Here is a 15,665-nt window from a genome sequence, read left to right on the forward strand (position 1 = left end):
TCTAATATTAGTACTATTTCTATGCTTACGCTACCATTCTAGCAAAAAAGGGTATATGTGTACATATATAAGTACAAGTAGACAGGTGTCTCAAAAATCCTGTGAGAAGAAAAAAATTTTGATTGCGCTAAGAATCTCTAATATCACACACAAAACTGTTATTGATTGGTAATGTTCATTCTCGATCAGCTATGCATTGGTTAGCAGTACATAAGCTGAAAAATTTAGTATTGCTTGTATCTTTAATTTGCCTGAACCGTGTAAAGCATAAGACGGCAAGCGCTCATCTATGAGACTTTGCTATCGAAAAAAGAAGCATATTGATTCTGGGGCAAGAAAGTATCCAGTGCCAACTCACGTCCAGCAGTGCGCCCCTGAGAAGAAGCCAGGGGATCTGAAAAATAAGAGAACGACCCACTATGACCACGGCACCAGGACTGTGCTGTGGTCATAGTGCTTGGTAATAAGATTTTATGCTCGTCTCACTGGTGTAAAGATCTGCCATAACCATTCAGTGGAAAGCCTGTGCCAGCCACTAATATGTGCATCCTGACCAGTACCATCGTCCGTTTCAGCGGTTGCAAGTGAGAGCCCGTGTGCGCCATGGGGATAGATATGGATCTCGAATGGAATATGCTGGGCACGCAAGCCTTGTGCGAAGAGCAATGAATTCTCAACCGGCACTGCGCTATCAGCGACAGTATGCCAGAGGAACGTTGGTGGCGTTTGAGCATTGATGTGGTGTTCAAGCGACATCGCCTGTAAATCTTCGGGCACCGCAGTTGGCCCCAGCAAATTCTCAAATGAGCCGCGATGGGCAAAAGGACCTGAAGAGATCACCGGATAACAAAGGATGAGCGCGTCCGGCCGATTTTGGCCACGTTTCAGGCCGGGAATATCCGAGCAATAAGACTGATCCCAAAAGACTCCCAGACTTGCTGCGAGATGACCTCCGGCCGAAAAGCCACAGACCGCGATGCTTTGCTCTTCAATATGCCAGTCATCTGCATGCGCACGAATAATGTTCATCGCGCGCGACACGTCTCGTAATGGTTGAGGATGGCGCGCGGGTGTGACACTGTAATAAACCACGAATACATGAAAACCTGCGGCCACATATTGAAGAGCCACCGGTTCGGCCTCACGTGGTGATGTAAAACCATAGCCACCACCGGGACAGATCAACACGGCCGGCCGTTTTTTTGTGCTATCCAGCACATAAGTTGCCAGCGTCGGCATGAAATCAGCATTGCCCTGTGGTACATACTGACCCTTTTCCCATAATGGTATTGTAGTAGAAAACACAATAAACCTTTCTAGCTGAATGGATAGATCATTCTCTAGAAAGCATAGCATATGTTAGTAGCAAAGTTATCAAGTATTACTCAGTGCGCCATCTTGCAATGATCCTGTTTAAAAGCTGCTCTGCCGTCGTATAAGAGAAACAGCCAGTTAGCTGGGTTGTTTATAGGCCAAACCATGTTCAGGAGAAAAGATAATCGCTCTTCATTACCTTTACCATCCACATAATCTGCCATAGCGAAGTGTCAGTTATGGGCTTGTGTGAAACTTTTATCTCATTAGTGAGTATAGGTAGCATGATGGAAAACGTACTACCTTCTTCTGGACAACTCTGGACCTCCATACGTCCTCCATGCTGTTCCGCAATAGCACGGGTAATATAGAGTCCCAGACCCAATCCGGTAGCGTCTCCTTCCTGAAGGTTGCTATGAGGAAACCGATAGAACTGCTCGCAAATGTGTGAAAGATGTTCAGGGGAAATACCTGCACCACAATCAGACACCGCGAGACTTACCTCATTCTCACACTGTTGCAATGTGACCGTGATGGGCGATCCCTTCAACGAATACTTGCAAGCGTTAGAGAGTAAGTTAAAAAGAGCCTGCCTGATACGACAACTATCTATGTCAACTTCAAGTGACTCATGCTGAGGAGAATCACACTGAGTGACTATTCCAGCCATCGTGAATTCATCGAGCACATCCTGGCATAACTTGATCAGGTCGTAAGGACTGCGTTGCAAAATAAATTGCCTTGTCTGGATATGAATTGCATCGCGCAGATTCTGCATAAGTATACCCAGATGATTAACGGAGGTCTCCATTGTCTCCATGTCTCGCATGGCTTTATCAATAGCACCTTGCTTCAGTCGACAATGTGCCGACTGAAGCAATCCCTTTAAACTGGTAAGCGGCGTTGTAAGTTCATGCGCAGCCATAGTCAACATACGATCTTTTGCATCATTCATGATGATGATGAGTTCTCTGGTACGTTGCTCCACCAGGCTCTGCAGAGAATGTGCATACTGCTCCAGCGCCTGCTGTTTCTCTTGTACAAGGCGAGAGAGTTGGCGCGTTTGGAGTGCGCGTCTTACGGATGCCACTAAAAAATCTCGATCAATGGGCTTAAGAGTATAGTCGTAAGCTCCCTCTCGTAAGGCTTGCATCGCCAATTTGTGCTCTCCGTGCCCGGTAATAAGTAGAACAGGCATCTCTGGCATAGTTTTATGCAGGGCTGACAATAGTTGCATTCCATCCATATCAGGCATCTTGATGTCACTTATGACCGCGTCGTACTCTTTGATAGTGATCAAGGCGAGTGCATCTAGAGCTGAAATAGATGTATCTACTTCGATATCATGCATCCGTAGCCGGAATGTGTGTGAAAGAGCGCTTAACGCCGCACTATCATCGTCGACAAGGAGGATGCGAGGTATACGTTTTTTGTCAGCTTGCTCTATCTGCATTAAAGGGGTAACCTGCAACTGGCATTCTGTCTCTTTTTCTTCTTGATACTGTTCCACTTCTATATTCTCTCCTGGGAAACTGCTTCCTCAATGTGTTGCAAAAAGGGTCATGGTGAGTTTACGGCATTCATTGATTATAGCCTTGCTCACGCTTCCCGACCTGATGATGTTGAATTCTATCTGCTTTTCAAGCGCAATCATCTTCAACTCGCGACCTACTACCACTTCTTCAAACTTCTCTAGATCCAGAATCTTCTCCTGGAGTTCCGCTTTGGACTCTTGGAGATCCTGTAACACTCTCTCGTAAGCACGCATATCACGCAAAATACCAATCGCACCGATCACACGGCCATCGGTATCGCGCAACGCCGAAGCATTGAGTGTGGTTGGAATAACTTCTCCCGAGGCGCTGCGCGGATTCAGCCTGGCATTGCGGGTCACGCCGCGCTCAATTACCTCGCGCAACGCAGCCAGGAACTCACGCGTCTCCTCCGGGCCAATGAAACGCGAGAGCGATTGCTCCAGTACTTCATCAGGCCGGAAGCCCAGCAACTCATAGACCGCGTCATTGGCCGAGAGGATCTTGCCTTCCAGGTCCGAGACAAAGACCGGATCCGGGGCGTTCTTAATGATGATATCGGCATCAAGGGAACCATGTGATTTCACCGGGCAATGTTTTGTCGAAGAGACAATAGCACTATGTGCATCCAGATAATCGGACATCCGGACCTCCGGTTCATAGTAGAACTACAGGTGAGCAGTGATATGCATTTGTGTAAAACATTTTCTAGCCTGGCAGGTGATTATACAGTTGACACTATACTATCGGCGTTGGGCCTGCCTTTCTATCAACAATGATTTTCTAGCAGGGCCGTTTTCATCAATTCCCAAAAAACCGTTCCTGCTAGAAAGCAAGTACGGTTAAGTTGTCGTCATCGAAATGATGCTATGGCTGAAGTATTACCTTTTACTCCGCAATTTCCTGTTTTACTATACTAAAGGCCCTTCGAGCCGCTAACAGCGTTGTAAATATCCACTGTTACTCATCTATAAATATAGTCATCACTACACCGATAATAATATACATCCACATAAATGTCAACCAATAAAGCATCAATAATATAGGTATATTTATAACAAAACTGATCTATAATCAATACATCGCCATCACCAATTTTACGCTATTTATAAAATAGGCATCAAAAACAAGAGACTGTTGGGACACCAATGGGTTCATTCAGCCCGACATTGCCTGCTTATGGCGATAAGAGGTATGAGAAACACGTTTGGGCAGTTTTCGGCAGGTGTCGCGGATCATCAAGCTAGTTGGCAATTGAATACGCGGCGCGTGTTCAGATAAAATCTGCCGTTTATTCTCGTATGGTCCCTGATAATATAAACGCGGCTGCTCTATAAGCTGGAGCAGCAATTCAATCGCCTGCTGGCCCATTGCGCCAAAAGGTTGTTGGATCGTTGTGAGAGCAGGCTGCATGTGGGCGGAAGATGGGTTGTCATCAAAGCCCACTAACGAAATATCCTTAGGAATAGATAAACCGAACTCTGACGCAGCAGACATCACACCATAGGCCATGAGATCACTCTGTGCAAAGATTGCGGTTGGACGTTCTGCTTTAGGCAGTGTCAAAAGCGTTCTTGCACACTTGTTTCCACCAACGGGCATGAAATCACCTTCCAGCACAAGTGCAGGATCAAGCGGGATCCCAGCCTCCTGCAAGGCATCTTTATATCCCTGATATCGATCGTTCGAGACTTTATACTTCATCGGTCCTTGAATACAGGCAATACGCTGATGCCCAAGACCAATGAGATAACGCGTCGCCTCATAAGCTCCTCCGCGATTATCTGCGCCAATCCAGGGAATACCTTCGATTGGAGGATTCTGGTCATCGACCAGGACAACTGGAAAACTATGTCGCTGGAGCTGCGTCAGATGCTGCGCTGATTGACCGGGAAAAATAGCCAGGAGACCTGCCGTCATCCTTGTTGCCAGAATGCGATCAATCACTTTACCACAATCACGCAAGTGGTTTGAGCTACTGATACTATACAGGACAATTTCATAGGAAGAAGCTTCCACAATTTCAGCCACCTTCAGCATAAGTTCCGAGACAAGTGGCCATGTCAGCGCCGGCACAAGGACGCTGATCAAACGGCTCCGCCCTGACACCAATCCAATAGCTGTGCTACTGGGAACATATCCTTGTTCTTCTACGATGCGCAGAATGCGTTCACGCGTCTCAGGATTGACATCGGGTTTATTGTTTAAGGCGCGCGAAACAGTGCCTGTGGAGACATTGGCCAGACGCGCGATATCCTGAATGTTGATTTTTTCAGCCATAGAGATCCTTTCAAGCTTCACTTTATTTATGGAATTGTCCGCGCACAACGGAAATATTAAAGATAAAATTTCTCAAACCAGGCAACCATCTGGATCAAGGGCAACGGATGTTCCGCCGTTATCACTCATCTTGCTCATCATTGTTTCATACAAATCATACATTAACTCTGCTTCATATTTTACTAGGTAGGCCATCTTCTTGTCACTCCGGTATGTGCGTGATATCCAGGTCCACAACATTGAATAACAGAGATTTAATGATTTCGCCTCTTGTAAAATTGACACTGCTATGGTATATTGCTTGCATGAGCAATCAAAAATACGATACAACGCCTACAGGGGCAACACAAGAAACGCGCCTGCGCATCATTAATGCTGCATACAAAGTATTAGCGGAAAAGGGCTATGAGGCGACGACCCTGAAAGAAATTTCTAAGGCGGCTGATGCCGCTCCAGGACTTGTACACTACTACTTTGGAGGCAAGGATCAGCTCCTCATCGAGGTGCTCAAAGCTGTCAGTGAGCGTTACAAACAGATGCCCGAGCAATTGACGGAGTCGATAGATCCATCCAATTTATTGAGTGTGGTACTACAGTTCCCTATAGATCTGATTACGACAGAACCTGAATGGTACCGACTCAGACATGAATTGTTTGCGCTTGGATTACATAATGCTTTAATGGCTCCTAAAGTTCGTGAACTACTGACAGAAGGGCGCGAGAGCATAGCCAACTCAATCAAGAACACGCTTGGCGAAACAACGCTTGAACCAACAGTTCTGGCCACACTATTGCTGGCATTCTTCGATGGCCTGGCGCTACAGAAAATCATGGATCCCAATCTTGATGTCAGTGCGTTTGCTGATGTGCTGGCGCAAATCTTGCATTCTTTTGCGCTGAAAAATGAAAAAGGCAAGCACTAAATTTTTTGCATATCATTGCTTGCTTGAGCAATCATCCCAACAGACTAATATAACAAAGACACGTATATATCGTATAGGAGAAGATTCTGATATGCAAATCACAATTATTGCTGGAGGAAGTCGCGGGGATGTTCAGCCCTATGTGGCCTTAGGCAAGGGATTAAAGGACGCAGGGCATGCGGTACGCATTCTGTCTTCAGACAATTTCCACGATCTGGTGACGGACTATGGCCTGGACTTCTTTACGACAGGGGGTAGTTCGCAAGCCGTAGCCCAAAGTCTGCAAGCGCACTTAGCACAAGGGAACATGCTCAAAATTCTATCACAGATGAGCCAGGCTTCACGCACGCAGGCTATTCAAGCAGCCGAAAAAGGATTGATCGCCTGCCAGGGCTCCGATCTCATTCTTGGTGGGCTTAGTGGACTATTTAGCGGACAAGCTCTCTCAGAAAAACTGGGCATCCCTTTGCTGCTCGCTTATTTAGTCCCCTTTACTCCGACCAGCATGTTCCCCGGTGCCTTAACGCCACTGCCACAGTCGCCCTTGACAAGATGGCTCAATAAGCCCTCCCATCTCCTGACCCAGCAAACCATGTGGCAATCGTTCCGTTCAGCGGATAACAAGGCACGGACCGAGGTCTTACACATACCGTCAGCATCTTTCTGGGGGCCGTTCTCCTCGCTGAAGCGGCAGAAACGTCCCGTGCTCTACGGCTACAGCCCGCAGGTTCTGCCACATCCCAGTGATTGGGATGCCTCTCAGCACGTCACAGGATACTGGTTTCTGGAACCACCCGCAGGCTGGGAGCCGCCAGTGGACCTGGTGCAATTTCTCCAATCAGGTCCACCACCTATCTATATTGGCTTCGGCAGTATGAGCAACAGCGAACCCGAAGAGGTCGCTGATATGGTCTTACGGGCGCTCGCACGTACAGGTCAGCGTGGCGTGCTCTATGCAGGTTGGGGTGGTTTAAAGAAAGAGCAATTGCCGGAGACTGTGTTTATGACTGGCTCTGTACCACATAGCTGGCTCTTTCCACGTATGGCTGCTATTGTACATCATGGAGGAGTTGGGACGACCGCGGCGGGCCTGGCGGCAGGAGTTCCATCTATCATCACGCCATTTTTTGCTGATCAGCCATTCTGGGGGCGGCGCGTATATGAACTGGGCGTTGGTCCCAAACCTATTGCACATCGGCGTCTGACCGTTGATAACCTGACTCAAGCCATCGAGCGCGTGGTGTCAGATGCCGAGATGCGCAAGAAAGCAGCCTCTCTGGGAGAGCGCATTCGAGCCGAGGATGGCATCGCCCAGGCGGTAAAAATCATCGAACAGAGCCAACAATAGAGATGCTTCTAGCTGATCTTCTATGCTCAAAGATATCCTTTAACCTGTTGGCTAAATAACGCAATGTATGACTTTTTTTATCTTATATTACTCGTTATAATGATAATAATCTTTAAAGATGATGCATGTGTAGATATTAGCTAATCGAAAAAGCAGGAAAAGGATTTTTTTATGCATTGGATGCGACAAAAACATGCCTCCCTAGTCGTTGTCTTGCTCTGGCTATGCTGTCTGGCTGTAAGCGGGTGCATGCCAGCCAGCACACAAACTCCTCAATCCTCCTCAAGCACTGCTTCGCAGCAACAGAATAAGAGTTCCTGTACCAGGAGCTCACCTGTTCAGGCAGGCACGACGCAAAATCAGGCTGTGGCTGCCCAACCAGCAGTAGCACGTGGGCAGCATACCCGCACATATCTGGTCCATGTCCCGATTCACTATACCTCCAGGACGCCAGTGCCGGTAGTGATAGTATTCCACGGCCATGGAGGAACCGCAAGTGGGACAGAGCAAGGAACGGGCTTCTCTCAGCTCGCAGATAAAGAACATTTTATTGCGGTCTATCCCCAGGGTTTACCGGATGATCAGCAGCTACCAATGTGGGCCAGTATCGGCCTATATGATTACAATATCGATGAGACGGCTTTTATGAACGATATGTTGAACAAACTTACAGCGGATTTTTGTATCGATACGCAGCGTATCTATGCCACCGGCTTCTCGAATGGTGGTGGCATGAGCGGCTTTGTCGCCTGCCAGCTGTCTACACGCATTGCCGCAGTCGCTCCTATCGCTGGTAATTACTACCCACTGCAAGCTGGCTGCCATCCCAAACGAGCTGTTCCCCTCCTTGAGATTCATGGCACTAATGATACCGTTGTCCCTTATAATGGCATTTCAGCAAAGATAGACCCACAATGGCCATTACCAGCTGTACAGGATTGGCTGCACGCGTGGGCGCAACGCGATGGTTGTACCCAGGGGCCAGAGATTTTTTTCCAGGATAAAAATGCGACAGGCTTCCGCTGGGCTGGCTGCCGGCAGAATGCAACTATTCTGCACTATCGCATTGAAAGGGGTGGACATAGCATTCCAGCAATGATCGCTAAGCTGCCCACAGAACAGGTAATCTGGAACTTCTTCAAGCTCCATTCTTTATCTGGCCTGACCTCATAGATTGCACGAAGCAGCAGGATACAATCTTATGATCACATCCTGCTGCTTCTATCAGCTTCTCTGGGGTGCATTTGACCTTTGCAGCTTGCTTGCGTTGAGGTGCCTGGTTCTATATTCACTTTCATAACAGCCAACCCAAACAGTTTATGCTATTTCCATAGAAGCATTCTCTTCTTCAACAATTTTGCGATCTTTTGCTTGTTGCTCTTTTTCCTGTTGCAGCATCCAGCGCAAGAAGAGTACACTGGTAACAATCACCAGAATGAAGACGCCACCCACAACCCACATCAAAAGTCCACCTAGTTGCTGATCGGTGGCGGTCACAGCCATATGCATAGAAGGATTACTCATAGTAAATGTATACAATGGTGGCGAAAACGTCAGGCCTGCTCCAAGCAGCATCATTGGCATATCACTAAAGAACAGATAGGCCAGTTTCGCTGCCAATGAGAGTGGAGATTTTTTCCCTGCGGTCCGTTCTAGCAATGGGCACCAGAAAAACAAGCCGGTCACCAGGTACAAAAGATTAGTTACATCATGGAGAAACGGACTGCTTATCATCGCTCGCATCAGCACAGGGGCATGCCAGATCCAGATATTGCCATTAAAAAGTAGGGAAGCAAGAACTGGTATTGTCAGAACGGCAAAGCAACGCTGAAGAAAGGTATGGCGATCCAGGAAGCGCCGCAGGCTCTCTGGAGCAACGCCAAGGAGAATAAGCGGTGGTGCAACGAGCGAAAGGAGGAGATGTTGAGCCATATGCACCGTAAACATGTAATACATGCCAAATATATCCATTGGAACCGCAAATGCAATCACTGCGAAGATCCATCCAAATATAAATGCAATGGTTCGTATGCTTACAAATGGTTTTGCGCTTGTACTATTTTGCATCATTAATACCTTTTCACTCAGTATATTTATCTGTAATAGAGTGCTCTCTTCTATTCCCGGTATGCTTGAAAATAAAGCTACACTCCATCCACATCAATCTCATTTGACATTATCAACCCTTATGAGAGAGCATAGACGCGTAACAAGCACAAAGACCTTAACATCTTTTGCTCTGACCCTACAAATACCTTAATACATTATGGAAGATACCGCAAATAGAGAGAACGGTGAAATAAATATGCTGATCTCTTGCCTCGTGGCCTTGTTTATGAAATTGCCTTCGTCTCTGGTTCTGGACTTCCACCGTTTGTGCGAACTCGAGGGAACAAAAAGTGATGAACTCGACTTAGGGAGGCTCCAATGGCCAAAAAGCAGCATGTCTTTTCACCAATTAGTGTGACTCTATCGTGAGGAAACCCACCTCACATGCATTGTTCTTTTCTTCACAATACAATCTGCCTACTTATTGCACTTGACTACATATAAAATTGATTGTATATATTATACATAATCGACAAGATATTTAGAAGAAATCTCTACTACTACTACTATGTCTTTTGATTCTAGTGCCCTCAGCAACTCTCATATTCATGAACTTGCCCTGGACGCTAATCTTTTCCTGGCATACAAACGATACGCGCGTTGACCCTCAATCAAGCGACCGTTTTGAGTGAGCGATGAATATCTCCTATTCAGAGACGAAAAGGGGCTATTCAACCAGAACTACAATGCTTGTATGAGATGCAGATTATTTCATGAGAGGATCTTCCCCATGCGAAAGTCGGTGTTGATACTTGCTCTCTTCATACTGCTCGGTAGTATGCTCCTTTCCGGGTGTACCACAAACTTTAGTCCGCGTAGTAAAACTATTGGTTTGAGTGTACAGGCCATCGACAATCCATTCTTTGTCGCTATTCAACATGGTGCCGAAACCGCAGCTGCCCAAATAGGGGCAAAGGTAGATCTCCAGGATGCTCATCACGATGTCGGTGTGCAGAGCGATCAAATGGATAATTTCATCCAAAAACGCGTTGTTCTTATTCTGCTGAATGCTGTCGACTCCGCTGGTATTGCACCAGCGGTGAAACGCGCAACTGCGGCAGGTATCCCGGTGGTCGCCGTAGATGTAGGCGCACAAGGCGGTGTTGCGGCAACGGTAACTTCGGATAATGTTGCAGCAGGGAAATCTGCCTGCCAGTATATGGCCGACAAACTGAAGAACAGGGGACAGATCGCCATTGTTGATGGTCCCCCGGTAACCGCCGTTCAGGATCGTGTGAAAGGTTGTAATGAGGTTCTATCTAAGACCCCCGGCATTAAGGTTGTGGCCACCCAGGTTGGAACAGGGGATCGGGATATCGGACTTGACCTTGGCTCGAATATCCTGACTGCTAATCCAAAGTTGGATGCCATCTTCGCTATCAATGATCCAACTGCTCTAGGCGTTGAGTTGGCTGCAAAGCAGGCAAAGCGCAGTGATTTCTTCATTGTCAGTGTTGATGGTTCCCCTGATGCTATAGCATCCTTGAAAACCCGGGGCATATTCACTGCCACATCTGCACAAGCGCCTGACCGAATAGCACAACAAGCTGTACAGCTTGGTATACAGGTCCTCAATCATCAAAAGTTGCAAAAGAATGATTTCAAGATACCGGTAAACCTTGTTACTCAGAGTAATGTGAACAGCTACAATGGCTGGCACGTCTAACTCCTATTCTTCGTAGTATCCACATGCCAGCTCACAGAACAAACAAGAGAAGATGTATGGATGAGAGTAAAAAAGAGCGTTTGCCAGAAAACAGACCGCCAGGTAACGTTATCCTGCGTATGGAGCATATCTCGAAGCGCTTTCCGGGAGTAAAAGCACTGCAAGATATGCACATTGAAATCAGGGAGGGTGAAATCCATGCGCTCGTGGGTGAGAACGGAGCGGGAAAATCGACGCTGATGAAAATTTTAGCCGGGGTTTATCGTCCAGATAACGGCACAATTGAGTTATTTGGCAAGTCAGTCGCCATCGACAATCCGAGTAAAGCCAGGGCCCTGGGCATCAGCATTATCCACCAGGAGTTGAACCTTTCGCCCAATTTGACTGTCGCGGAGAATATCTTTATGGGCCGTGAGCCGCACTCACCGTTCGGTTGGATCGACTTCCGGCGCATGAATCAAGATACACAGGAAGTGCTTGAACAAATTGGCACGACATTCTCTCCCTCTACCAGGGTCAGGCGTCTTAGCATTGCACAGCAGCAACTGGTTGAGATATCAAGGGCGCTCTCTGAGAATGCGCGTATGGTTATAATGGACGAGCCAACTGCATCCCTTACAGGACGAGAGACGCAGAAGCTTTTTGAGATCATGCGAACATTGAAAAGTCGTGATATCACGATCATCTATATCTCACACCGAATGGCAGAAATATACGAGTTGGCCGACCGCGCAACCGTTTTACGTGATGGGCAATACGTGGAAACGATGGAGCGTGCCGACATCAATGATAGTAAGCTCATACAGAGTATGGTTGGTCGGGAAATTAATGACCTATATGAGCATGAGGCCGTTGAGGCTGGCGATACTGTATTGGAGGTACGAGACCTCTCAGACGGACAGTATATTCAAGGTGCCAATCTGATGCTGCGGCGAGGGGAGATTGTTGGGCTGGCGGGACTGATCGGCGCGGGACGCACCGAACTGGCACGCTTGATATTTGGCGCTGATCATCATACCACTGGAGAGATCAGGGTTGATGGGAAACCTGTGGTCATTAATAGTACGATTGATGCTATTCGCGCAGGTATAGGCCTTGTACCAGAGAGCCGGAAGGAACAGGGACTATTCCTCCAATTGGCGGTACAAGAAAATATTGCCATGAACACAATGTCAAAGATGTCTATTAGTGGGCTACTCAATATGCGACGTATCCATGATACCGCGCAAGAGCAGGTGGATAACCTGGGCATTCGTCTCGCTTCACTTAAACAAAAGGTGCTTAACCTGAGCGGCGGCAACCAGCAAAAAGTCGTGCTGGCACGCTGGCTAACCATTAAGCCAAAAGTTCTGCTGCTTGACGAGCCAACGCGAGGTGTCGATGTTGGGGCCAAGGCCGAGATCTATCGAATCATGAGCAAGCTGGCTCACAGCGGCGTCGCAATCTTAATGATCTCATCCGAATTGCCAGAAGTCCTGGGTATGAGTGATCGTATCCTGGTGATGCATGAAGGACGGATCGCTGCTGAACTACCTGGTCGCACGACAACACAGGAAAAGATTATGACCTATGCCGCTGGACTGGCAGTACATACATAATACGCCACTTATTTGGATGAGCGCAGCCGCCTGGAGAGCCAACTCTATCTCTAAAAATGAACGAGAAGAACGCGAGTGGGTGGCATTTCCAAATGCTTTTTACAGCATGGTAATGCGTGTAGAGGCAGTGTAGCCTTCAGCTATACGGGACACCTTTTCATAACGAAGGGATGTAAACAGAGCTATGGGAACCATCAAAAACACGCAAGCAGTTAACACTACGACAAAAGGAACGGGGGCCGCAGAAGCAAAAGATACATCAATGCGTGGACGAGCTTATCGGTTGTGGCAGCAGCTCAGCATGGCGCTGGTTCTGCTCATCTTATGTATTATCATGGCCATCTTCGCCCCACACTTCCTGGAATTCGGTAATTTACTTAACGTTGCCCGTCAGGTTTCAATTAATGCTGTACTCGCGGCAGGTATGACCTTTGTTATCTTAACAGGTGGCATCGATCTGAGTGTCGGCTCGGCATTGGCACTCGCGGGTGTGCTGGCTGTGGGACTTGACGCCATCGGCGTTCCTGGCTTTTTCGCGGTATTGGGAGGCATTATCACCGGAGCCTTATGCGGACTCCTCAATGGTGTGCTGATTGCAAAATTGAAGCTGCCCGCATTTATCGTCACTCTTGGTGCTCTAACGTACCTGCGTGGACTCGCCTATGTTACAACAGGTGCATATCCACTCATCAAAACCGACCTCAGCTTTGGTTTCCTCGGTGGTGGCTCACTTGGCCCGATACCCATGCCTGTTATCATAGCGCTGATTGTCTTTATCATTAGCTATATTGTACTTACACGAACTACCTTTGGCCGTCATGTGTACGCCATAGGCGGCAATGAACAGGCTGCCCGTTTGAGCGGTATCAGAGTTGATTGGGATGTCTTGTGGGTTTATACTATTAGCGGCATCTGCGCCGGTATTGCTGGCATCATCTTTTCTGCGCGCCTCTTGAGCGCTCAGCCAACAGGCGGTCAAGGATATGAACTTGACGCTATCGCCGCTGTCATTCTCGGTGGCACCAGCTTTGTAGGCGGTGTGGGATCAATTGTCGGCACTCTCATTGGTGTGCTGATCATCGGTGTTCTCAATGATGGCTTGGTTTTGATGAACGTTCCATTTTTCTATCAGCAAATCATTAAAGGTGCTGTAATCGTCATCGCAGTGCTCATTGATCGTTTCCGTGCAGGACGTGCCATCGCGTAGTGTCGTACATCTTCATCGGTTATAAAAGCGTTCTCAATACGAGCCAACCCTGGAATATTTTCTCCAGGATCGGCTACTAACTAATACAGACCTTCTGAACAGCATGCTTCAAATCCTCCAAAGTAAAGAATTGACAATGTATATCAATCAGCGCTTAGAAGATGGGAAGAATGTGACCAGCCTCAAGGCGAAATCTATCGAGATGACTCATCCTTTGACAACGACTATCGGTTTCAAGCGTACAACCAGGCTCGCCAGGCCGGCATTATGCACGACGTTGACGACTTGCTGGGCATCTTTATAGGCCTGTGGAGCCTCTTCGGCCAGCAGGTTTTTGCTGTGCACGCGCACGGTGACGCCTTTTTGCTCCAGCATCTCGAGCAGTTGCTTGCTGCCAACAGCTTTCTTGGCAGCGGTCCGGCTTAGACGGCGCCCCGCACCATGGCAACAGGAACCAAAGCTCTGTTCCATCGATCCGGGTGCGCCAACCAGCATGAAAGAGTAACGCCCCATGTCTCCAGGGATGAGAACAGGCTGGCCAACCGCCCGGTACTTTTCTGGCACCTCCGGATGGCCCGCCGGAAAGGCTCGGGTGGCCCCTTTACGGTGCACGCAGACCCGTTTCATCTCGCCATCGATCGCGTATTCTTCCATCTTAGCAATGTTATGACAGACATCATAGACCAGCGGCATATCTTTCGTGCGAGCTTTACGGCCAAAGACACTGGAAAATGCCTGACGCACCCCATGCATGAGCAACTGGCGATTGGCCCAGGCAAAGTTAGCTCCGCAGGCCATGGCACCTAGATAAGCCTTTCCTTCTTCGGATTGCAAAGGCAGGCAGGCCAGTTGCCGATCCACCAGGTGAAAACCATATTCCTGTTGCTTCGACTCCGCCAGCTTGATATAGTCTTCCGCTATCTGATGCCCAAACCCCCTTGAGCCGCAGTGAATGGTCACAACGATCTGACCTTTCTGGTTGAGGCCAAGCGCCTGCGCGGCCTCTGGATCGTAGATGTGATCTACAACCTGCACTTCACAGAAATGGTTCCCTGATCCCAGACTCCCTAGCTGCTTCATTCCACGTAAGATAGCTTGTCGACTAACTGCCTCTGGATTGGCGCTACTCAGGCAACCTTGCTCTTCAGTGACTTCGAGATCAGCTTCAACACCGTAACCTTCTTCCACTGCCCACCCTGCTCCACGTGTCATTACTTCTTTCATCTCTTTTTCGTTCAGCAAACGCATGCCATCACCACCCACGCCAGAGGGTAGATTACGGTAAAGTTCATCAGCTAACCGTTCCACACTGCCTTTGATCTGGTCGCGTAACAAGTCGGTTGCCAGCAGGCGAACGCCACAGTTGATATCGAAGCCGATACCACCGGGAGAAACCACGCCGTTCTCTGCATCCGTAGCGGCTACCCCACCTACGGGAAATCCATAGCCCCAGTGGATATCGGGCATCCCCAGAGAATAGCCCACAATACCTGGTAATGTCGCCACGTTGGCCACCTGTTGCAGGGCGTTATCGTTGAGCATCAGTTCTATCAGTTCGTTGTCGGCATAGACTATCCCTGGCACATGCATTGCATCACTGTAACGCTGCGGGATACGCCAACGATTGTCGTCAATACGCTCTAATGGGATCTTATCGCCCATTTTTTCTCCTCTATCACTAATAACTA

At 48.2% G+C, this 15,665-nt stretch carries 12 protein-coding genes; 6 read left to right on the top strand and 6 right to left on the bottom strand.

Annotation, left to right across the window (positions count from 1 at the left end):
• Positions 1-471: 471 nt before the first annotated feature.
• The 4 genes from EL645_RS00460 to EL645_RS00475 form a co-directional block, all read right to left on the bottom strand.
• The gene (locus EL645_RS00460) at positions 472-1,305 is read right to left on the bottom strand and encodes an alpha/beta hydrolase (RefSeq protein WP_218031645.1); all 834 of its coding nucleotides are present in this window, start codon (positions 1,303-1,305) and stop codon (positions 472-474) included.
• Positions 1,306-1,483: 178 nt separating this feature from the next.
• The gene (locus EL645_RS00465) at positions 1,484-2,824 is read right to left on the bottom strand and encodes a hybrid sensor histidine kinase/response regulator (RefSeq protein ID WP_126548226.1); all 1,341 of its coding nucleotides are present in this window, start codon (positions 2,822-2,824) and stop codon (positions 1,484-1,486) included.
• A gap of 30 nt (positions 2,825-2,854) precedes the next feature.
• Entirely contained in the window at positions 2,855-3,490 is a 636-nt protein-coding gene (locus tag EL645_RS00470; protein ID WP_246035234.1) for a PAS domain-containing protein, read from the bottom strand.
• Between the two features lie 514 nt (positions 3,491-4,004).
• A complete protein-coding gene (locus tag EL645_RS00475) occupies positions 4,005-5,126 on the bottom strand; it encodes a LacI family DNA-binding transcriptional regulator (RefSeq protein WP_126548227.1) in 1,122 nt (373 codons plus the stop codon).
• A gap of 305 nt (positions 5,127-5,431) precedes the next feature.
• Here EL645_RS00475 and EL645_RS00480 point away from each other — a divergent pair, with 305 nt between their 5' ends.
• The 3 genes from EL645_RS00480 (at position 5,432) to EL645_RS00490 (ending at position 8,570) form a co-directional block, all read left to right on the top strand.
• Positions 5,432-6,049 carry a TetR/AcrR family transcriptional regulator gene (locus EL645_RS00480; protein ID WP_161976994.1) on the top strand — a complete coding sequence of 206 codons (618 nt, stop codon included), beginning with the start codon at positions 5,432-5,434 and terminating at the stop codon, positions 6,047-6,049.
• Positions 6,050-6,140: 91 nt separating this feature from the next.
• Positions 6,141-7,397, top strand: coding sequence for a glycosyltransferase (locus EL645_RS00485; protein WP_126548229.1), 1,257 nt, complete (start codon positions 6,141-6,143; stop codon positions 7,395-7,397).
• A 171-nt stretch (positions 7,398-7,568) separates the two neighbouring features.
• The gene (locus tag EL645_RS00490) at positions 7,569-8,570 is read left to right on the top strand and encodes a CE1 family esterase (protein ID WP_126548230.1); all 1,002 of its coding nucleotides are present in this window, start codon (positions 7,569-7,571) and stop codon (positions 8,568-8,570) included.
• 144 nt (positions 8,571-8,714) lie between these two features.
• Here the strand turns inward: EL645_RS00490 and EL645_RS00495 are convergent, their stop codons facing one another.
• Entirely contained in the window at positions 8,715-9,467 is a 753-nt protein-coding gene (locus EL645_RS00495) for a cytochrome c oxidase assembly protein (protein WP_126548231.1), read from the bottom strand.
• Positions 9,468-10,236: 769 nt separating this feature from the next.
• On the opposite strand from EL645_RS00495, the gene EL645_RS00500 reads away from it, so the two are divergent.
• The 3 genes from EL645_RS00500 (at position 10,237) to EL645_RS00510 (ending at position 13,977) form a co-directional block, all read left to right on the top strand.
• A complete protein-coding gene (locus tag EL645_RS00500; protein ID WP_161976995.1) occupies positions 10,237-11,172 on the top strand; it encodes an ABC transporter substrate-binding protein in 936 nt (311 codons plus the stop codon).
• Between the two features lie 56 nt (positions 11,173-11,228).
• The gene (locus EL645_RS00505; RefSeq protein ID WP_126548233.1) at positions 11,229-12,770 is read left to right on the top strand and encodes a sugar ABC transporter ATP-binding protein; all 1,542 of its coding nucleotides are present in this window, start codon (positions 11,229-11,231) and stop codon (positions 12,768-12,770) included.
• 184 nt (positions 12,771-12,954) lie between these two features.
• Positions 12,955-13,977: an ABC transporter permease gene (locus EL645_RS00510; RefSeq protein ID WP_126548234.1), complete on the top strand. Its 1,023-nt coding sequence runs from the start codon at positions 12,955-12,957 to the stop codon at positions 13,975-13,977.
• A gap of 207 nt (positions 13,978-14,184) precedes the next feature.
• Here EL645_RS00510 and EL645_RS00515 read toward each other — a convergent pair whose 3' ends face one another.
• Positions 14,185-15,639: an RtcB family protein gene (locus EL645_RS00515; protein ID WP_126548235.1), complete on the bottom strand. Its 1,455-nt coding sequence runs from the start codon at positions 15,637-15,639 to the stop codon at positions 14,185-14,187.
• Between the last annotated feature and the right edge of the window lie 26 nt (positions 15,640-15,665).

Source organism: Dictyobacter kobayashii, assembly GCF_003967555.1.
Lineage (GTDB): Bacteria > Chloroflexota > Ktedonobacteria > Ktedonobacterales > Ktedonobacteraceae > Dictyobacter > Dictyobacter kobayashii.